Raw genomic sequence first — 17978 nt, forward strand, 5'->3', positions numbered from 1 at the left:
AGCGTATCTGCTATGCAATAAACACATAGCTTTAAATTACTCTCAATCATATTTCACTCTTTTTAATTCAATAGAAAGAAGTTACCCTTATACGCTTATCAGTTTTCAATATTCGTCAAGCCTTTACTATTTGAGAGCATTTATAAAAGACATTTTACGAATGCTCTATGCCTTTCTGAAAAAATGTTTATCCACACGAACGCCTTCCTCCGTATGACCTAAAAAAATAATCTCAGCATCCTTAGGCAAGACATTGATTTATAATGATAATATAGCATTATTCATATTGAATGAGAGACCCGAATAACGTAAGATCCTCCCATTTCAAATCTCTTTATCTTGAATCAATCAAAACCTCTCATTTGCATATAACAAGCGGGATGAGTGTGTGGATAAAATTTGTATAATAAAAATGGCTCTTATGAACCATCTTACGTGCCAAGGTCTGTCGCAACATTGGGGGCTAGCAAATAGTTGACGGTGCCGGCCTGCTTCTTCATAAGCGTAAAGATGGGGGTGCTCAATGGATTTATCGTTATACCATCACGAGCGATGTCGCGAAATCAGCTTGGGGGCGTTGCGAAATATTTCTTTAAAACAAACGCGCGAATATGCAAACCAATTGAGAGGCATCGGTTGTTTCAGCAAACCAATCCCATAAACTAGAGTGAAACCCATGCAGAAAAAATTTAAATTTATTTTTCTCATATACTTTGACATACAGTTATCAGCTAAATAACTGCGATCTCTAGCAGAAAAAAGAAATCATTATGAGAAGGTAGGCGCACTTGTTGCAAAATTTCTCATACCTCTAATGATACTGACACACGAAACTCTGTTATCGTATCCTGTTAACCTTTCGCATTCTTAAACCAAGGATAATCCAAATATCACCCGCAACCTGATTTTATGAAGATGACATAAGGGAAAGGCACATCCCCTTGCAAGAATAAGCAAATGTAAAATCAGTTGTGTTATGATTATTGTTTGGCAAAGCATTTTGTAAAAAATTGCAGTATCTCTCCAATTTATAAGAGTCTCGTGTTTTATGGTATTTTTTTCTCTAAGAGAGTACATGCTTTTTCTGCTGTTTGTTAATCAACACTCAATCCCAACGTCGCAGCATATTTGAGATAAATATTAAGACAATTCAGCGCTTTAAGAACTCTATCAGCTTTTATATGCTAGATGAGAACAAGAGTATTGTGTCTCTCTATTCGTGTAATTTCTCAAAACAGCAGACAATCTCATTTGAACAAATATGAAATTTTAAGGATAGGAATCCGTTCCCATCTTTACTATCATTCTTTAGTTCTGCTTTACAGATTTCAAAAGTCTCTAGAGAAATATCCTTTAAATAATAAAAGATTGCTTATTGCTTTACGCTTTTGTTTATCGCATTCTTTAATGGGGTTACACCCTTCAATCTTCATGTAAAATAAATTGCCCTAAATCGAATTAATTGCGTTGCCAATTCACACGTTTGTTTTTAAGAAACATTTCTTAAGGTAGCCAAGTCTATTCTGCAGCGGCACCCGTGAATGGTCTAACAATAAAGCCCCCATGAAATAATATAAAACTCTATTGAGCCCCCCATTATTACGCTTGTGAAAGAAAAAGCCGGCACCATCACACACTTGTACCAGCCCTAACATGTCTTGACAGTACTTGGAACTTGAGACAGTTCATGAAAAAACATACCTCTTATACAATTTTTATCCACATGTTCCCCCGCTTGTGACGTGCAAGAAAGTAATTTGATTGTTTCGATATCAACAGGCTTGGAATGAGAAAAACTTAAGGTACTAAAACTGCTAATTCAATATAAATAACGATGGATTATCATTATTAAATCAATAAGTTGGGCATTTAAAATATCATACAATGAATGTTTCTCATTATTTTAATAGGGAGAAAATTTGAAACGAAAGAATATTACGAAAGTCTCAAAGTGCGAAATAATTAATTATTCCTTATAAATTAAGGCATGAATATTAAAAAGACCACTGACGCGCTTTCAAAAAAATATAATCTCGAAAAGCATTTAACCTTGCCAAATTTTTTAAATTATAAGGATAACAAAAAAAGGTATCAAAAGAAGGAATATCAACCATGTCAGGAAAAAGACGCACTAAGTGCTCATCATTATTGACAATATAATCAGGCAGCACAGCAATCCCAAGATCGCGCATAAGCGCATTCTTTATTGAAATAATATTGTTGATTTGTAGGACTGAAGTGCGCAATGATCCATCACTTCTACCAGCTTTTTCCAACCAATTTAAACCAGATAAATAAGGGGGAACAGGTTCACCAAACGAAATAATACGATGCTCATCGAGCTCAGATAATTTTTCCGGTTTTCCATAATTTGCAATATATTTTTCCGAAGCATAAACATGCATATGAATTGTAAATAATTTTCTTTGTATAAGATCAGGCTGTTGGGGACGATGTAAGCGAACAGCACAATCTGCATGACACATTGTCAAATCAAGTTCTTCATCGGAAAGCAAAAGCTGAACCTGCATATCTGGATAAAGACTAAGAAATTCTGGCATACGTTCTGCAATCCACCCTGCCCCCATTCCAAAGGTCGAAGTCACACGCAAGTGTCCTGTTGGTTTTGCATAGCTTTCACTTAATTGCAAACGTACATTTTCAAGCTTCATCAAAACATCATGAGCTGTACGATAAAGAGTTTCTCCTTGTTCTGTAAGAATCAAACCACGTGCATGACGCTTGAATAAAGAGACCCCAACCTCTTGTTCTAAAGCCGCAACCTGTCGTGAAACTGCTGATTGGGATAAATGAAGCTTTTGAGCAGCATGCGTAAACGATCCCGCCTCTGCCGCAGCATGAAAAACCCTTAACTTATCCCAATCCAACGGTGACGCCACAATTAATTCTACCTCTAGATTCTCTATGTTTTCAATGAATTATTAATGCTTAGATCTATCTAAAAACCGCTCTGCTTCCAATGCTGCCATACATCCCCTTCCCGCAGCTGTTACAGCTTGACGAAATGTGTCATCTGTTACATCCCCTGCAGCAAAAACACCAGCAATACTTGTTGCTGTTGAATCCGGTGCCGTCCATAAATAGCCACCTCGTTTTTGTTTCAGTTGTCCTTCAAATAGAGACACAGCAGGATCATGCCCAATAGCAATAAATATTCCCTCTGCTTCTACTTTTATCTCGTGACCTGTTTTAACATTTTTCAAACGTGCCCCGGTTACAACAGCTCCCTTCGCTCCCTGAGCTGGTAGCCCCACAATTTCTTCGACCACATGATTCCAAAGAACACGTACATTATTACAAGTCAGCAACCTATCTTGCAAAATTTTCTCTGCCCGAAATTGTTCTCGCCGATGAACAACAGTTACACTTTTTGCTATATGCGATAAATAAAGGGCTTCTTCAACGGCCGTATTACCGCCTCCTACAACAATAACATCCTTACCCCGATAAAAAAAACCATCACATGTAGCACAAGCAGAAACACCACCGCCCATAAAAGTCTGTTCACTTTCTAAACCAAGCCAGCGCGCTTGAGCTCCTGTCGCAATAATCAAGGCATCACAAGAATATTGTGTTCCTAAATCCCCATATAAAACAAAAGGATACTTCAATAAATCTGCTTTTGTAATCGTATCATAAACAATTTTTGTCCCCATATTCTCAGCTTGTTTTGCCATTTGTTCCATTAGCCATGGGCCTTGAATGTGATCAGCAAAACCTGGATAATTTTCGACATCCGTTGTAATTGTTAATTGCCCCCCCTGCTGCAAACCTGTCACTAAGACTGGCTTGAGCATTGCTCTTGCCGCATAGACTGCCGCTGTATAACCAGCCGGACCTGAGCCAATAATCAGCAGACGAACATGCGATTGTATCATTAAATCCCCTTCACCTTTTACAACTTAATAATTCTATAAATGATAACGGAATGCAGCCTTTTTAAAAAAACATTTTTCAATAGCCTCAATTATGTTGTATATATACTTCTTTTCAAGTTTTATGAAAAGGTCTGATTACCAATTCATTAAGGTATGCTAATGTTTAAGAATTGATCTTTATCCTATAAAGAGAAAAACGTAAATTCTTATGAGCACAAAACCATAATAAAAAGAGATACGAAAGATAGGGAACGGTCATTTTTCAGTTTATTATTAATGTCTGTGCACGTTTTGCCTTAATCATGGCAGGAGCGATGCTTCTGCCAATTCTGGTGGATTTGCATGACAACAACCGTAATTGGATAATCTTTCTCTATTCTTGTGCCATAACCACCATGTTAGCGACACTGATTCTTTTAGCAACGAAGGGAGCTACTTGTCGTTTTTCAGCACGGCTTGGCTTTATGCTTACTGTTTGTCTTTGGCTCACAGGAAGCATCGTGGGTGCCTTACCTCTTTATCTTTCTTCTCTTCCCATTTCTCTAGCAGGAGCCATCTTTGAATCTGTTTCTGGAATCACAACAACAGGCTCCACAGTCCTTTCTGGTCTTGATAATTTATCGCGAAGCATTTTGTTATGGCGCTCTATTATATGCTGGATTGGAGGCATTGGTTTTATCGGCTTAGCCCTTTTGCTTTTGCCTTCACTGCGTGTAGGGGGGGTGCGATTGTTTCATATGGAATCATCTGATAAATCTGAAAAAATATTGCCTCGCATCAACCAAATTGCTAACGGAATTATCATTGCTTATGTTGGACTCACGTTGGCTTGTATGCTTTCTTATTTTGCTGCAGGCATGAATTTATTTGATGCCATTAACCATGCAATGAGTACAATCGCAACCGCTGGTTTTTCAACGCACGATGCTTCTTTTGGCTATTTTTCTGATACACCAGCCATCTTAATTATTTCAACAATTTTCATGTTGCTTTCTGCTTTGCCATTCGTGCTTTATGTTAAATTAGTCCTTCCAGGACACTCCAAACGCTTCCTTGATCCACAAGTGGTTGTTTTTCTCTCTATTGTTCTCCTTTTTAGCTTTGCTTTAGCAGCATGGCTACGGTTTCATGATCATCGTGCTTTTCACGTGATTTTTCTTGATGCCATTTTTCACCTTTCATCCATTATTAGCACCACTGGTTACAGCGCTGAAGATTACCAACTTTGGGGACCGTTTGCGCTTGGAATTTTCTTCATTGTTTCTTTTACAGGGGGATGTGCTGGTTCTACTTCTGGTGGCATGAAAATCAATCGCCTCATTATTCTTTGGCGTATTACACAAACAAATATAGAAAAGCTTCTTTCTCCTAATGTCATTGTAAAAGCGCGCTACGATCATTCAAACATATCAAACGACGTTGCTCAAGCCGTTTTGTTTTTTGTCTGTCTTTATATGTTCTGCCTTGTTATCGGCACAGCACTTTTACTTACAACCGGTCTTGACTTTATCTCTGCCTTTACAGGCGTCTTAACCGCACTTTCAAATGTTGGGCCAGGTTTTGGAGATATTATTGGCCCCGTTGGTAACTTTTCTACAATCAACGATAATGCTTTATGGATTTTAAGTTTTCTGATGTTAGCTGGACGCCTTGAAATCATAACAATATTCGTCCTTTTTATTCCCGCTTTCTGGCGTGAACAATTCTAATGTAGAGTATTTTATTCTCCCGTGATAAAGAAATTGATAATATAAAAAGCCATGAACAATATACGGAATAATTTTCACTCAACCGATTGAAGATTTTCTAAAATTTCAAACACACCATCGCATAAAAATAAGGGATATAAAAATATTTCGGAAAAAACAATCAAGTGTCTATAGCTTTCAAAACCATAACATATAATACTTCACTTTGCTGCGTTCTTTATTAAATAAAAATACACCCATAGAATATTCTTTTTTACGAATAATCTCTCCATGCAAACAAGATGAATATTCGCTGATCAAACGTTTTTTCTCTTTAATAGAGCACAGTCCTTATAAAAAATAAAATGCTATTAAATAACGAATTTATAAACTTATAAAAAGATATCTCACAATATCCATCACCCTATTTTACGCCCCCCACATGAAAGATATAAAATTAACGCCATACTATTTTTTTCTGTTAATGTTGTAACAACCAGTATTTCAGACAATTTATAAGAAATCTCTTTACCCCTTGTCTTTAATCGTTTTTATCCACCCCATGCCATCTTCCAATTGTGATGTGCAAAAGGAGAACTCTCATTGATTGAACATCAACAGATTTGACATAAAAAAATCTTACGATATTCAAAGCTCTTATTCAAATTGAAAAGGTAAATTATCTCTATGAATCAATATATTGATTTAGATCCTTCTTATTATGAATTTATTGAAAATATGTATGACTATTTTATCCATGAAAAGACTAGGGTTAGAAATCTTCTCTTATAAAAAATACCATCATTATCTTTTTAAAGATCAGAAAACATTTTTTATTATCTATTTAGTCCTATAAAACGCACAATATCAGCACGACACCGTTAAGATAGTGCATAAATTTCCAGATTTTAGCTAACGTATTATTGCCTTATTTTGAATATATCATAGGAGTGACTTTTCTTGCTCTGCGTATACTTTATCACAAGTCATATATCGCTCTCAAGCATAGACATTTTTAGTCTTTTATCCAAAATTTTGGGAAATCTTTACAACATTTTATTAAAGACAAGATAAATTTTGTAAAATAACATTTATATCAGTGCGCTATTTTTCTTGGTGATTATGAAATAACCTTCAAGAAAAGCACGTTTTATCATTCCCAAAAAGACTTTTTATATAATATTAAACTGTTTTTTCCGCAAACAGTTCTTTGTAAACATTTTCGATCTCTCTTGCCTCTTTTTCCAAAGGAAAGTGCGCACGTACATGGGTTAAAGCTTTTTTTCCGGCTGCCAATGTTTCTTCTACATCCGCAAAATAAGGTTCAAGGGCTTCTGTTAAAGCCCCCCCATCTCCTGCTTTAACAACTGTTCCGGTTCCCTCCACCACCAATTCTTTATAAGCTCCTGCATCACTCGTTACAACCGCAACCTGTGATGCCATTGCCTCTAAGGGCGTTAAACCAAAACCTTCTGTACGAGAAGGTGCAACATAAAGCGATAAACGACGATACCACAAAGGTGTATCCAGAATCTCACCAAGAAAAATAATGCGATCATCCAAACCTGCTTTAGCAACCTTTCGACGTAATTCTTTTTCAAATTTATAATGTTGTTCTGTCGTTCGACCAGCAATAAGTGCTGTCCACTCAGGATAGCGTGGCAATAATGCTATCATGGAATCAACAAATAAATCTGTTCCCTTTGAGCTGCGCACACGGCCAAAACATCCCACCGCATATTTTCCTGGAAATTCTGTCGAGGAAAAAGAATCATCAAGAGTCTGGGGTGACGTAAAACGCTTCACATCCACCCCATGCATAATAACTCTATGAGGTACTTCTAGATAAGATCCCGTCTGCACACTTGTAGCAATCACCTTATCCATACGCCGAAGCAACCATTTGGTAAAAGACTTATGATGACGTTGTGAAGCGGATGTAAAGACAAGTTTCAGCTTCATACGCAAGACATCACGCAACAAAATCCCACAAAGCATCTCAATATTGCGCCTTGCATGCCAAATACGAAATGACTTCCCTTTCGGACTTTTCCAAAGTCCAAAAAGATCCTTAAAAGCAAGAGCTGGCAAATTCTTTGGAAGTCCAAAGCCAAAAGTGGATATACGCACCCCCTGTTGGCGCTGTAATGGAATAAGCTGAATAACCGTAGATGTTACTCCAGACAAACGCTTTTTAAAGTGAGGCACAATAATTTCCGTTTCTTGCAAAGATACACGCATAACTATTTAGATATTTAGATGTACTGAACCTTAATGATTTCGTAATTATGCGCGCCACCGGGCGCATTAACTTCAATCACATCACCCTCTTGCTTGCCAATGAGTGCACGTGCAATCGGTGAAGAAATAGAGATTTTACCAATCTTTACATCAGCTTCTTGATCCCCTACAATCTGATACACCTTTTTTTCTTCAGTATCCTCATCCAAGAGTTTAATGGTCGCTCCAAATTTGATTTTGTCGCCTGAAAGACGGGATACATCTATAACTTCTGCCCGCGCAATATAATCTTCAAGCTCATTGATACGCCCCTCATTATGGCTTTGTGCTTCTTTAGCAGCATGATACTCGGCATTTTCAGACAAATCACCATGTGCACGCGCCTCAGAAATTGCTTCAATAATTCTTGGACGTTCCTGTTGTTGACGCCAACGCAACTCTTCTTTAAGACTTTCAAAACCAGTTGTAGTCATCGGAACTTTTTCCATAATCCGTCCCTTTCTATTACACGGAAGGTTTAATAAAAATACAAAAAACGGCTTCCAAAATTACTTTTGGAATCCGAAAACTACGATCTTTTTTATTATATAGCACAGTATGCCTGTTTTCCATATAAAAATAAATAAAAGAAACAAAACATGCACTAATAGTGTTTAAAACATCTCATTTTGGTCTTTAAAACGTTCAACTTCACTCTCCTTCTTTACATTCTTCTAAAGAAGAAAGAATTGTACTTTTTTTTGTTTTATCATAATCTAGAAAAAGAAATCGTACGGGATATGGAGAGAGAAGGATAATTTTTAAAGAAATTCTTTGCAGAAAAATGAAAAAACTCATCATTTTTTTTATGATTGCCTCTTTCTTTTTAGCCCCTACAATATCGAAGGCAGCAGATGCTTTTGTGACAACAAATCTTAATTTTAGAACAGGGCCCAGCACTCAATATGCACTTTTTGGCCTAATCTCTGCTGGAGAGTTGGTTTTTGTTAAAAACTGTAAAGGAAACTGGTGTCATATCCGATATAACACTCAAACAGGTTGGGTGTCATCTCGTTATCTTTCATTTAAAAATGGAAACGATCTTTATAACGCATACATAACCTCTTTAATTTCAAAACATACTTCATATGATTATTCTCCATAACAGCTATAATACCCTATGCTCTCTTGAGCATTATCATCACGGCTAAAATGCAATAATATCCGCGAACAACCACAAATATTCCCTTTCAAAGAATTCGTCTCATAGAAAAAACTTGATCAATATCCTTATGAAAACTCTAGTAAACCAAAATAAATCTGCTCAATCACGTTTTGCCGTTAGCGTCATGAAATTGTAAAAATTCATATTTCCTTTAAAATTATCAGAACTTTATCTATCAAAGGATACAACAATGAAAAATGGTGTTACTGCGACCGTAGAAGCTCTCTCTGCTCTCATTGCTTCAGGTAATCCTCTTTTTAAGAATGGTGCATTATGGACACCTCACCGCCCTATTCGTCCTGAAAAATCTGAAGGCGGTATTCCATTTCAACTCAAAACATCCTTTAAACCAGCAGGCGATCAACCTCAAGCCATTAAAACTCTGGTTGATGGAATTGAAAAAGATGAACGTACACAAGTGCTTTTGGGGGTTACTGGTTCAGGAAAGACCTATACAATGGCGAAAGTCATTGAAAAAATACAACGTCCAGCTCTCATCTTAGCCCCTAATAAAACGCTTGCCGCACAACTTTACGGAGAATTTAAAAGCTTTTTTCCTCACAACGCTGTCGAATATTTTGTTTCTTATTATGACTATTATCAACCAGAAGCCTATGTGGCACGTTCTGACACTTATATCGAAAAAGAATCCTCTATTAATGAACAAATTGACCGGATGCGCCATGCTGCAACACGTGCTGTCTTAGAGCGTGATGACGTTATCATCGTTGCATCTGTCTCTTGTATCTACGGAATTGGTTCCGTAGAAACCTATACGGCGATGACCTTCCAAATAGAAAAAGGGGAAAAACTCAATCAACGAAAATTCTTGGCTGATTTAGTTTCTCAACAGTATTATCGACAAGACATTAATTTCGTTCGTGGTTCCTTTCGTGTGCGAGGAGATACCATTGAAATTTTTCCTGCTCACCTTGAAGATCGTGCTTGGCGTATCTCGCTTTTTGGTGATGAAGTAGAAAAAATTACCGAATTTGATCCTCTAACAGGACAAAAAACAGATGACCTTCAATCTATTAAAATTTATGCCAATTCACACTACGTCATACCCCGTCCAACCTTAAATCAAGCAATGAAATCGATCAAAAAAGAACTCGTTCAACGTCTTGATGAATTAAATGCTGCTGGACGTCTTTTAGAAGCACAACGCTTAGAACAGCGTACAACTTTTGATTTAGAAATGTTAGAAACAACAGGCTCATGTCCAGGAATTGAAAATTATTCACGTTATTTAACCGGACGAAATCCTGGTGAACCACCACCAACCTTATTCGAATATATTCCACTCAATGCTCTTGTTTTTATCGATGAAAGCCATGTAACTATTCCCCAAATTGGCGGCATGTATCGCGGTGACTTTCGCAGAAAAGCCACTCTAGCAGAATATGGTTTTCGCCTCCCCTCCTGTATGGACAACCGTCCTTTACGCTTTGAAGAATGGGATGCTATGCGCCCACAAACGATTGCTGTCTCTGCAACACCAGGACGCTGGGAAATAGAACAATCCCATGGCATTTTTGCTGAACAAATTATTCGTCCAACAGGACTTGTTGATCCAGAAACAGAAATTCGTCCAGCACGCACTCAAGTCGATGATGTGGTAAGTGAAATTCGTAAAACAATTCAAAAAGGCCACCGTACATTGGTCACTGTTCTAACCAAGCGTATGGCCGAAGATTTAACGGAATATCTCCACGAACAAGGTATTCGCGTACGCTATATGCATTCTGACATTGATACATTAGAGCGTATTGAAATTCTTCGTGATCTGCGACTTGGTACCTTTGATGTCCTCATTGGGATCAACCTCCTTCGAGAAGGTTTAGATATTCCAGAATGCGGTTTTGTTGCCATACTAGATGCCGATAAAGAGGGTTTTTTGCGTTCAGAAACCTCGCTCATCCAAACCATCGGGCGTGCCGCACGCAATGTAGATGGTCACGTTATTCTTTATGCAGATACCATTACGGGCTCTATAGAACGTGCTTTACAAGAAACACAAAGACGTCGACAAAAACAGATAGCTTACAATAAAGAGCACCATATCACACCAACCAGTATCAAAAAAAATATCGACGATATTCTCAATGCAGGAAGTGAAAACTATCAAACTCCTTCAAATATTTCTGATTTTATCACGCAAAATAATATGGATCGTAACAATTTAGCAAGCCATATTCAATCTCTGGAAAAACGAATGCGTAAAGCAGCAGCAGATCTTAATTTTGAAGAAGCTGCAAAACTTCGTGATGAAATAAAACAACTCCAGAAAATAGAACTCGTAATTGCCGATGAGCCCTTAAAGTAACGCAGCAAACATCCTATCCATAATCCCATTAACTCTTCAGTGATACAAATCTTAAATCACAAAGGTTCATCCATAGATATCAACGTTTCGAAAAATCAAAGAAACAAAGAAAAGTATCTCATGTAACGAAAAAAAATACTTTAAAAAACTTCAAATATGAGTCTTTTTAGACAGTTTTTCTTATTTAAACATATTATAAAAACTGTAAGCTTTTCTAAAAAACATTTATAAATTCTTAATCAGTAATAACAAATTAAAGAGAATATTTTTATAACCATAAAAATTAATTTATCAATATAACTGATCGCTTTTCAGAGTACATAAGAATCCCAAATACTATGAGATTTTCTCATTTCAAACCTATTCATGATGAGACACAAAAACGTTCGACTTACACCAAATCAAAAGCAACGCGCATTTAACTAACATCCATTTAAGAAAAAGATTTTCATCTTTTCCAAATTCTCTCAATACTAAGACCGATTGCAAAATGAAGGGCTTATACATGCTATTCATAAATATAACGATGTCATCACCCTTATCTTTTTATTAAGTGTAAAGATAATGCTGCATATCATTTATGATGCAATATGCTAAAATGAAGTTGAGAGCGACAAGTTTGTTTAGTCAGCACATAAACTCACAATATAATAGCATTTTATTTTACATAAGAAATATATCTTTGAAGGAACTATGGAATAATAGCTTAAAGCAATACAGAATTTTTATTAAGAAACATTGCAAACGAATGCTTTTGAAAAGAGTAAAACCATTTCAAAACGACCTTTACAATGAGAACTATTCTTTTAATGTCTTCATATAGCATTATTGTTTATTAATCAAAAAATATGCTCGTTTAATGTATTTTAAAATGTGAGGAATATATCCATAAAAATAAGCAATAGGATTCTTAAATTTTCTCTACAAAGCACCTCTTTTTCTACCTGCTCTTTGTTAATAAAAAACAACAAACAGTTCTAAAAAACATATAAACAACATCACGGTGAAATAGAGACGAAAACTTCATTTAAAAATCTTTACGATAACCATTTGCTCTTTTCTGCAGAAAATTGCAAATCCTTAAAAGAAAAGTGCTTTAATCTTTCTCATTTTTCTTCCACGTCTACCGAAAAAATTGAACTTATCAAAAAGTAAATAATGATCTACGTGCTTAAAAAATATAACATATCCCCTCATTATAATATGATGAGCCTATGATAACATTGGTGCTTTTTTTGATTTATATTTTTTTAGTTATAGGGTATCATATGATGCAAGATTTATCTATTCAATAAAAAGTTTTGTTACTCTTGTAAAAAATGAGATTTTATAAATATGATTCTTAATCAATTAATATTAATAGATGTATTTTTTATGAAAAGAGATTTTTATTTTCCGTTTATTTTATCATTTTTTGTCAACCAAATAGCTCTTTATTCGTTTTGTCAAAATAAAGTCAAAAGTTGTTCAGATTATATTCAGTTTGTCACGTGTATGATATGAAAAAATATGAATTTAAGTTAAGGAGTGTCGCTATGAGAAAATCTACTAAACAAGCGGTATTATCAGCGGTATCAGCAGCAACCATTTTGATGCCACTCAATACAGCGCTTGCGGATATGACATGGATGCATAGTGAAAATCATATTGATAGGCAAATAAATGATATGAGAAAAAATATGGATAAGCAAATGAACGATATGAGGAGAGAAATGAATTCCTATTTCCCTTCTTATCATTCTAAGACCCATTCTACTGTTGAAAAACATCACTCTTCTCATACTCATCCCCATTATCATGTGGACCATAAAAGACGCGAACATAATCGTCACCATGTTGAGCGCAAAACATACCGTTATGTTGAACGCAAAAAGACAACACATCATCATATACATGAACATCATGTAACCCGTGATAACTCAGGAGATGCTTTAGCAACAGGTATTCTGGGTCTTGCGGCCGGGGCAATTCTTGGCAATGTTTTGAAAAAACCAGAACAGCCACAAGTTATCTATCAACCCGTGCCACAAAGACAGGTCATATATCAAGAAGTTCCGCAAGTGATCTATCAGCAAGTTCCAGAAAGCCAAGTCATTTATGAAGTTCAGTCAACAGTAACGGGCCAACCTCTTCAGCAACCGTGGACTCGTGGCTGGCTTCAATATTGCAAGAAAAAGTACCGTTCATTCAACCCCCAAACAGGTACTTTTCGAGGCTATGATGGACGAGACCACTTTTGTTATGCTCCATTGAACTAATATCTTTGTTTTGCTAAAAAATTTTAAATAACCCAAAAACGCTTTCAAGCGTTTTTGGGTTATGTATTAAATTCTTGAAGGAAAGGATTCCACTGACGCTCATAGCCTAGATGACTCCCAGGACCATGCCCACAGATGAAACGGACATCATCCCCTAAAGGTAAAACTTTTTCTTGAAGTGATTTCATCAATTTTTCATGAGAACAAAAAGGAAAATCTGTACGTCCGATAGAACCACGAAAGAGAACATCACCCAATAAGGCAAAACGTTGTTTTTCATTAAAATAAATCACATGACCAGGAGAATGCCCTGGTGTATGAAAAACTTGGAATACATGTTCAGCAAAATGGACACTATCGCCATCTTCTAACCATTGATCCGGAATACAAACAGAAGCATCCGTGATACCATAGCTTCTTGCACTCTCAACCACAGCATCCATTACAGGTTTATCATCACAATGTGAACCGATAATTTTAACGCCAAGAGCCTCTTTTGCTTGCATTGCTGCCCCCACATGATCAAAATGACCATGTGTTATCCAAATCGCTTCAACGGTAACCCCCTTTTCTTTAATGACTTCTTGAATTCGAAGCCAATCTCCACCAGGATCCACTAAAACGCCACTTTTTTGTTTCTCATCAAAAAGCAGAGTACAATTTTGCTGAAAAGACGTAACCGGGATAATATGTGTACTAAAGTGACTCATGAAACCCTTTTCAAAAATAAATTTTTCAAGATTACTTAAGCTTACAAGAAACATTTCCTTCTTTCTATAGGATAGCCTGCTCGACAGCTTTATGCAACTTATGTAAAGTTAAATCTTTTTTAAAAATAATTTAAAGGTTTTGAAGAATGACCAATCACGTTCAAGTTTTGTGTGACGATGCCCCTCACCTTCTTGTGATTGATGATGATACACGTATTCGCAATCTTTTATTTCAGTTTCTCATTAAAAATGGATTTCGTGTTTCCGTTTCAGCCAATGCCAATCAAGCAAGACGACTATTGGCAAGTTTAGATTTTGATCTTCTTATCGTTGATGTCATGATGCCTGGTGAAAATGGTCTTAATCTTACCCATTCACTGCGCCAAACAAAAGATGTTCCTATCCTCATGCTAACAGCTTTATCAGAAACAGACAGTCGTATCCGTGGATTAGAAGCAGGCGCAGATGATTATCTCGCCAAGCCGTTTGATCCTCGTGAACTTCTCCTTCGCATCAACGCCATTTTACGACGCGGTTTCCCCCTATCCCAACCTAAAATTGAGCAAATCGTTTTTGGTCCTTATATATTTTCAATTTCACGGCGTGAACTTAAAAGGGGAGGAGAAGTTATTAAGTTAACCGATAAAGAACAAAAAATGATGGTCATTTTTGCTGAAAATGCTGGTGACATTATTCCGCGTCATCAATTTGCAATGGATGAAAACACGATTAGTGAACGTGCCATTGATGTACAAATCAACCGCCTTCGTCGTAAGATCGAAAAAAATCCAGCCCTGCCTATATGGCTCCAAACCGTGCGAGGAATAGGGTATAAGCTCTCAATTGAATAGGCGCCAGAATGACTAAACCTTTAAGACTTTTTTTTCGATGGTTAACGAAAAAGATGCCTAAACGGCTTTATGCTCGCTCTTTGATCATTATTATTGCTCCCATGGTGCTTTTGCAAACAGTCATTGCTTATGTCTTTATGGAACGTCATTGGCAAATGGTAACTGAGCGTCTTTCAACAGCTGTTGTGCATGATATTGCAGCTATTATTGATATTATTGAAACATATCCGCAAAAAGATAACTATGAAGATATCAAACGTATTGCACAACAACGTATGGAACTAAATATTTCTATTCTCTCTCCTGCCCCTCTTCCTCCTCCAGGACCTAAGCCATTTTTTGCAATTCTTGATTATTTTCTCAGTGAAGAAATCACCCGCCAAATTAATCGTCCCTTCTGGATTGATACCGTAGGGGATTCTGACCTTGTTGAAATCCGTATTCACCTTGGTCACAGCATCTTGCGCGTCTTTGCACCACGCAGTCAAGCTTATGCTTCCAATACGGCTATTTTTTTAAGCTGGATGGTAGGAACTGCTCTTGTGTTATTGCTGATAGCAATTTATTTCTTACGCAACCAAATAAAACCCATTCAACAACTTGCTGAAGCGGCTGAAAGTTTTGGGCGTGGTCGTCCTTTACCAAAAGGATTTCAACCACAAGGAGCCGATGAAGTTCGTCGTGCTAGTATTGCTTTCTTGCGCATGCGCGAACGAATTGAACGTCAGATAGAACAACGCACTATGATGCTCTCAGGTGTAAGCCATGATTTAAGAACTATTCTGACACGTTTTAAACTTCAGTTAGCATTAGCAAATACTGATTTTGATATTAAACCACTTGAGCAAGATGTCAGTGATATGCAAAATATGTTAGAAGATTATCTTGCTTTTGCCCGTGGTGAAGGAAGTGAAAGTGTTAAAACCTTTGACCTCAATGCTCTTATGCAAAAATTCTCTGCCGATGCTCATCTTCACAAACGTCAATTTTCCTACACCATTGAAGGCCCTACAGAGATACAAGTACGCCCCTGGGCTTTCACACGCTTGGTCAACAATCTTGTCTCGAATGCATTTTGTTATGGCACAACCGTAAAACTAACGGCTCACTCTCAACAAGAATCCTTTATATTGATCATCGATGATGATGGACCTGGGATTCATAAAGATATGCGAACAGAAGTTTTTAAACCATTTTTTAGAATTGATAAAGCACGAAATCAAGATGAAAGTGGAACAGGACTTGGCCTTTCTATTGCTCAAAACATAGCACGAAGCCATGGCGGCAATATACAACTCGATGAGAGCCCTCTGGGGGGTTTACGCGCTATTCTCGATATCCCCCTATGAGCAATATTTCAGAAAAACATCTGTAAAAAATAACAGACTTGATATTTTAGGCATTCCCTACAGTTTCAAATAAAGTGTATTGCAGTGCTTTGTAAGCGTTTTCTCCTGATAAAGCGACCATCTGAAAGGCAACATAATGGCTTTCACAGACTTTAAGTGCATGTATCAACAATGTTTCAACCTGTATATGAGATGGATGCACCCCCCCAGCCAAAAGAAGACCTTGTCGATAAATAACCGAATTATTCCTTTGCCAGTAATCAAAATGTCCCAACAACAATTTCTCATTAATCGCTAGTAATAAACGCTGTATTTCGGCTGTTCGAGCATTTTCAATAGAAAGATCAAATGAACATGCCAAATGAAGTGCTTCCTGCTCTTCCATCCATGAAAAAGCAAGACGATAATTTGCTCGTTTTCCTTCCACACAAACGCTAATTTCATCTTGTGCATCCCGCTCAAACGACCAATCATATTCACAAGCTATCTGTTCAATAAAGTCAACAGGATGCTCTTTTCTCTCTGTGGCGCAAAATGCAAGCCTCATCATAATCCTCAATCATCTTAAAACATCGTCAACAAAATATAAAATACCTAAACTGTAACAATATTTTGCTACAATCAGAATCTTTACACCAAACAATTACACATTAAAGACATCGACAATACACAAATACCCAGAACACACCCACACGCTTGGAGGCGTACTCTTTGAGGGCAACCAGATAATCATAAAACGAATCATCAAGTCTTTTCAGTGTATTGATACAATTTCATAGCGCCAGCCCCCCCTGATTCAAAAAATGTATTTTTAGCAAAAATAAACAAATGCTCTCCTCTAACAGACTCAAGATTAAGCATTTTTTAGTTTCACGCATCATATTGAAAAATTGGGGATATTTTTTTAAAGAAACTATTTTGCTTTATTTCGTGTCCGCGTTTTTTTTAAGATCATCTTTTTCCAAATCATCAAGGCGCCTTTTTAAATCAGCATTATCAGCATGAACTTTCAGCACTAACTCCTTAAAGGCTTCAAATTCTTCGCGAGAAACAAGATCAAGTTTGTTTGCTATCTTTTCGGCCTGCCCCCGAAAAGCTGTTCCAGCTTCACGTCGTATACCTTGCACAACGTCAGCAGCATCCGTTGCTAATTTCGCTAATTCATCAAAAATACGGTTTGATCCATTACGCATAAAAATCTTCCTTAAATAATTATTGACACACGCATTATAGCGTATTCTCATAACATTTAGATACTGTAATTTGTTCCTTTTACTCTATTTTTGCTGTGCGGACTTTTCATGACGATTTTGTTTGAATTTTTTTTGACAATGATAAATCAGTGGAAACTTCTTTACCTTTCTGACTTGTCTCTCTCTTGACTTGACCATTATGCATTCATCTGTCATTTCTGATCATCAAAGTCACTTCATATTCATCTCGTAGAATGTA

The 17978-nt window shown here is 36.8% G+C and carries 13 protein-coding genes and 1 pseudogene; 7 read left to right on the plus strand and 7 right to left on the minus strand.

The window, feature by feature from the left end; translation table 11 throughout:
- Positions 1 to 412 precede the first annotated feature (412 nt).
- Positions 413 to 634 (plus strand): annotated as a pseudogene (locus tag FNZ60_RS10075) (Arm DNA-binding domain-containing protein); the annotation flags it as partial.
- Between the two features lie 1360 nt (positions 635 to 1994).
- On the opposite strand, the gene FNZ60_RS03795 reads toward FNZ60_RS10075, so the two are convergent.
- Together FNZ60_RS03795 and trxB are read right to left on the minus strand one after the other, a co-directional pair.
- Positions 1995 to 2900, minus strand: a complete 906-nt coding sequence (locus FNZ60_RS03795; RefSeq protein WP_142416372.1) for a LysR family transcriptional regulator — start codon at positions 2898 to 2900, stop codon at positions 1995 to 1997.
- A gap of 42 nt (positions 2901 to 2942) precedes the next feature.
- Positions 2943 to 3899, minus strand: coding sequence for a thioredoxin-disulfide reductase (gene trxB, locus FNZ60_RS03800; RefSeq protein ID WP_142416373.1), 957 nt, complete (start codon positions 3897 to 3899; stop codon positions 2943 to 2945).
- A gap of 314 nt (positions 3900 to 4213) precedes the next feature.
- Between trxB and FNZ60_RS03805 the strand changes: the two genes are divergently transcribed.
- The gene (locus tag FNZ60_RS03805; protein ID WP_142416374.1) at positions 4214 to 5608 is read left to right on the plus strand and encodes a TrkH family potassium uptake protein; all 1395 of its coding nucleotides are present in this window, start codon (positions 4214 to 4216) and stop codon (positions 5606 to 5608) included.
- A 1161-nt stretch (positions 5609 to 6769) separates the two neighbouring features.
- Here the strand turns inward: FNZ60_RS03805 and FNZ60_RS03810 are convergent.
- Positions 6770 to 7828: a glycosyltransferase family 4 protein gene (locus FNZ60_RS03810; protein ID WP_142416375.1), complete on the minus strand. Its 1059-nt coding sequence runs from the start codon at positions 7826 to 7828 to the stop codon at positions 6770 to 6772.
- 14 nt (positions 7829 to 7842) lie between these two features.
- Positions 7843 to 8316, minus strand: coding sequence for a transcription elongation factor GreA (greA, locus tag FNZ60_RS03815; protein ID WP_142416376.1), 474 nt, complete (start codon positions 8314 to 8316; stop codon positions 7843 to 7845).
- 335 nt (positions 8317 to 8651) lie between these two features.
- On the opposite strand from greA, the gene FNZ60_RS03820 reads away from it, so the two are divergent.
- From FNZ60_RS03820 to FNZ60_RS03830, 3 genes are all read left to right on the plus strand, one after another.
- The gene (locus tag FNZ60_RS03820; protein ID WP_185913469.1) at positions 8652 to 8972 is read left to right on the plus strand and encodes an SH3 domain-containing protein; all 321 of its coding nucleotides are present in this window, start codon (positions 8652 to 8654) and stop codon (positions 8970 to 8972) included.
- Between the two features lie 250 nt (positions 8973 to 9222).
- Positions 9223 to 11358 carry an excinuclease ABC subunit UvrB gene (gene uvrB / locus FNZ60_RS03825; RefSeq protein ID WP_142416377.1) on the plus strand — a complete coding sequence of 712 codons (2136 nt, stop codon included), beginning with the start codon at positions 9223 to 9225 and terminating at the stop codon, positions 11356 to 11358.
- Positions 11359 to 12893: 1535 nt separating this feature from the next.
- The gene (locus tag FNZ60_RS03830) at positions 12894 to 13616 is read left to right on the plus strand and encodes a BA14K family protein (protein ID WP_142416378.1); all 723 of its coding nucleotides are present in this window, start codon (positions 12894 to 12896) and stop codon (positions 13614 to 13616) included.
- 59 nt (positions 13617 to 13675) lie between these two features.
- Here FNZ60_RS03830 and FNZ60_RS03835 read toward each other — a convergent pair whose 3' ends face one another.
- On the minus strand, positions 13676 to 14326 hold the full coding sequence (locus tag FNZ60_RS03835; protein WP_142416379.1) for an MBL fold metallo-hydrolase: 651 nt from the start codon (positions 14324 to 14326) through the stop codon (positions 13676 to 13678).
- Between the two features lie 146 nt (positions 14327 to 14472).
- On the opposite strand from FNZ60_RS03835, the gene FNZ60_RS03840 reads away from it, so the two are divergent.
- Both FNZ60_RS03840 and FNZ60_RS03845 read left to right on the plus strand, forming a co-directional pair.
- A complete protein-coding gene (locus FNZ60_RS03840; RefSeq protein ID WP_142416380.1) occupies positions 14473 to 15177 on the plus strand; it encodes a response regulator in 705 nt (234 codons plus the stop codon).
- Between the two features lie 8 nt (positions 15178 to 15185).
- On the plus strand, positions 15186 to 16526 hold the full coding sequence (locus tag FNZ60_RS03845; protein WP_142416381.1) for an ATP-binding protein: 1341 nt from the start codon (positions 15186 to 15188) through the stop codon (positions 16524 to 16526).
- A gap of 46 nt (positions 16527 to 16572) precedes the next feature.
- Here FNZ60_RS03845 and FNZ60_RS03850 read toward each other — a convergent pair whose 3' ends face one another.
- A complete protein-coding gene (locus FNZ60_RS03850) occupies positions 16573 to 17073 on the minus strand; it encodes a type III secretion system chaperone family protein (RefSeq protein WP_142416439.1) in 501 nt (166 codons plus the stop codon).
- Between the two features lie 376 nt (positions 17074 to 17449).
- Positions 17450 to 17719, minus strand: a complete 270-nt coding sequence (locus FNZ60_RS03855) for an accessory factor UbiK family protein (protein ID WP_142416382.1) — start codon at positions 17717 to 17719, stop codon at positions 17450 to 17452.
- Positions 17720 to 17978 lie beyond the last annotated feature (259 nt).

This window comes from Bartonella massiliensis, from assembly GCF_902150025.1.
Lineage (GTDB): Bacteria > Pseudomonadota > Alphaproteobacteria > Rhizobiales > Rhizobiaceae > Bartonella > Bartonella massiliensis.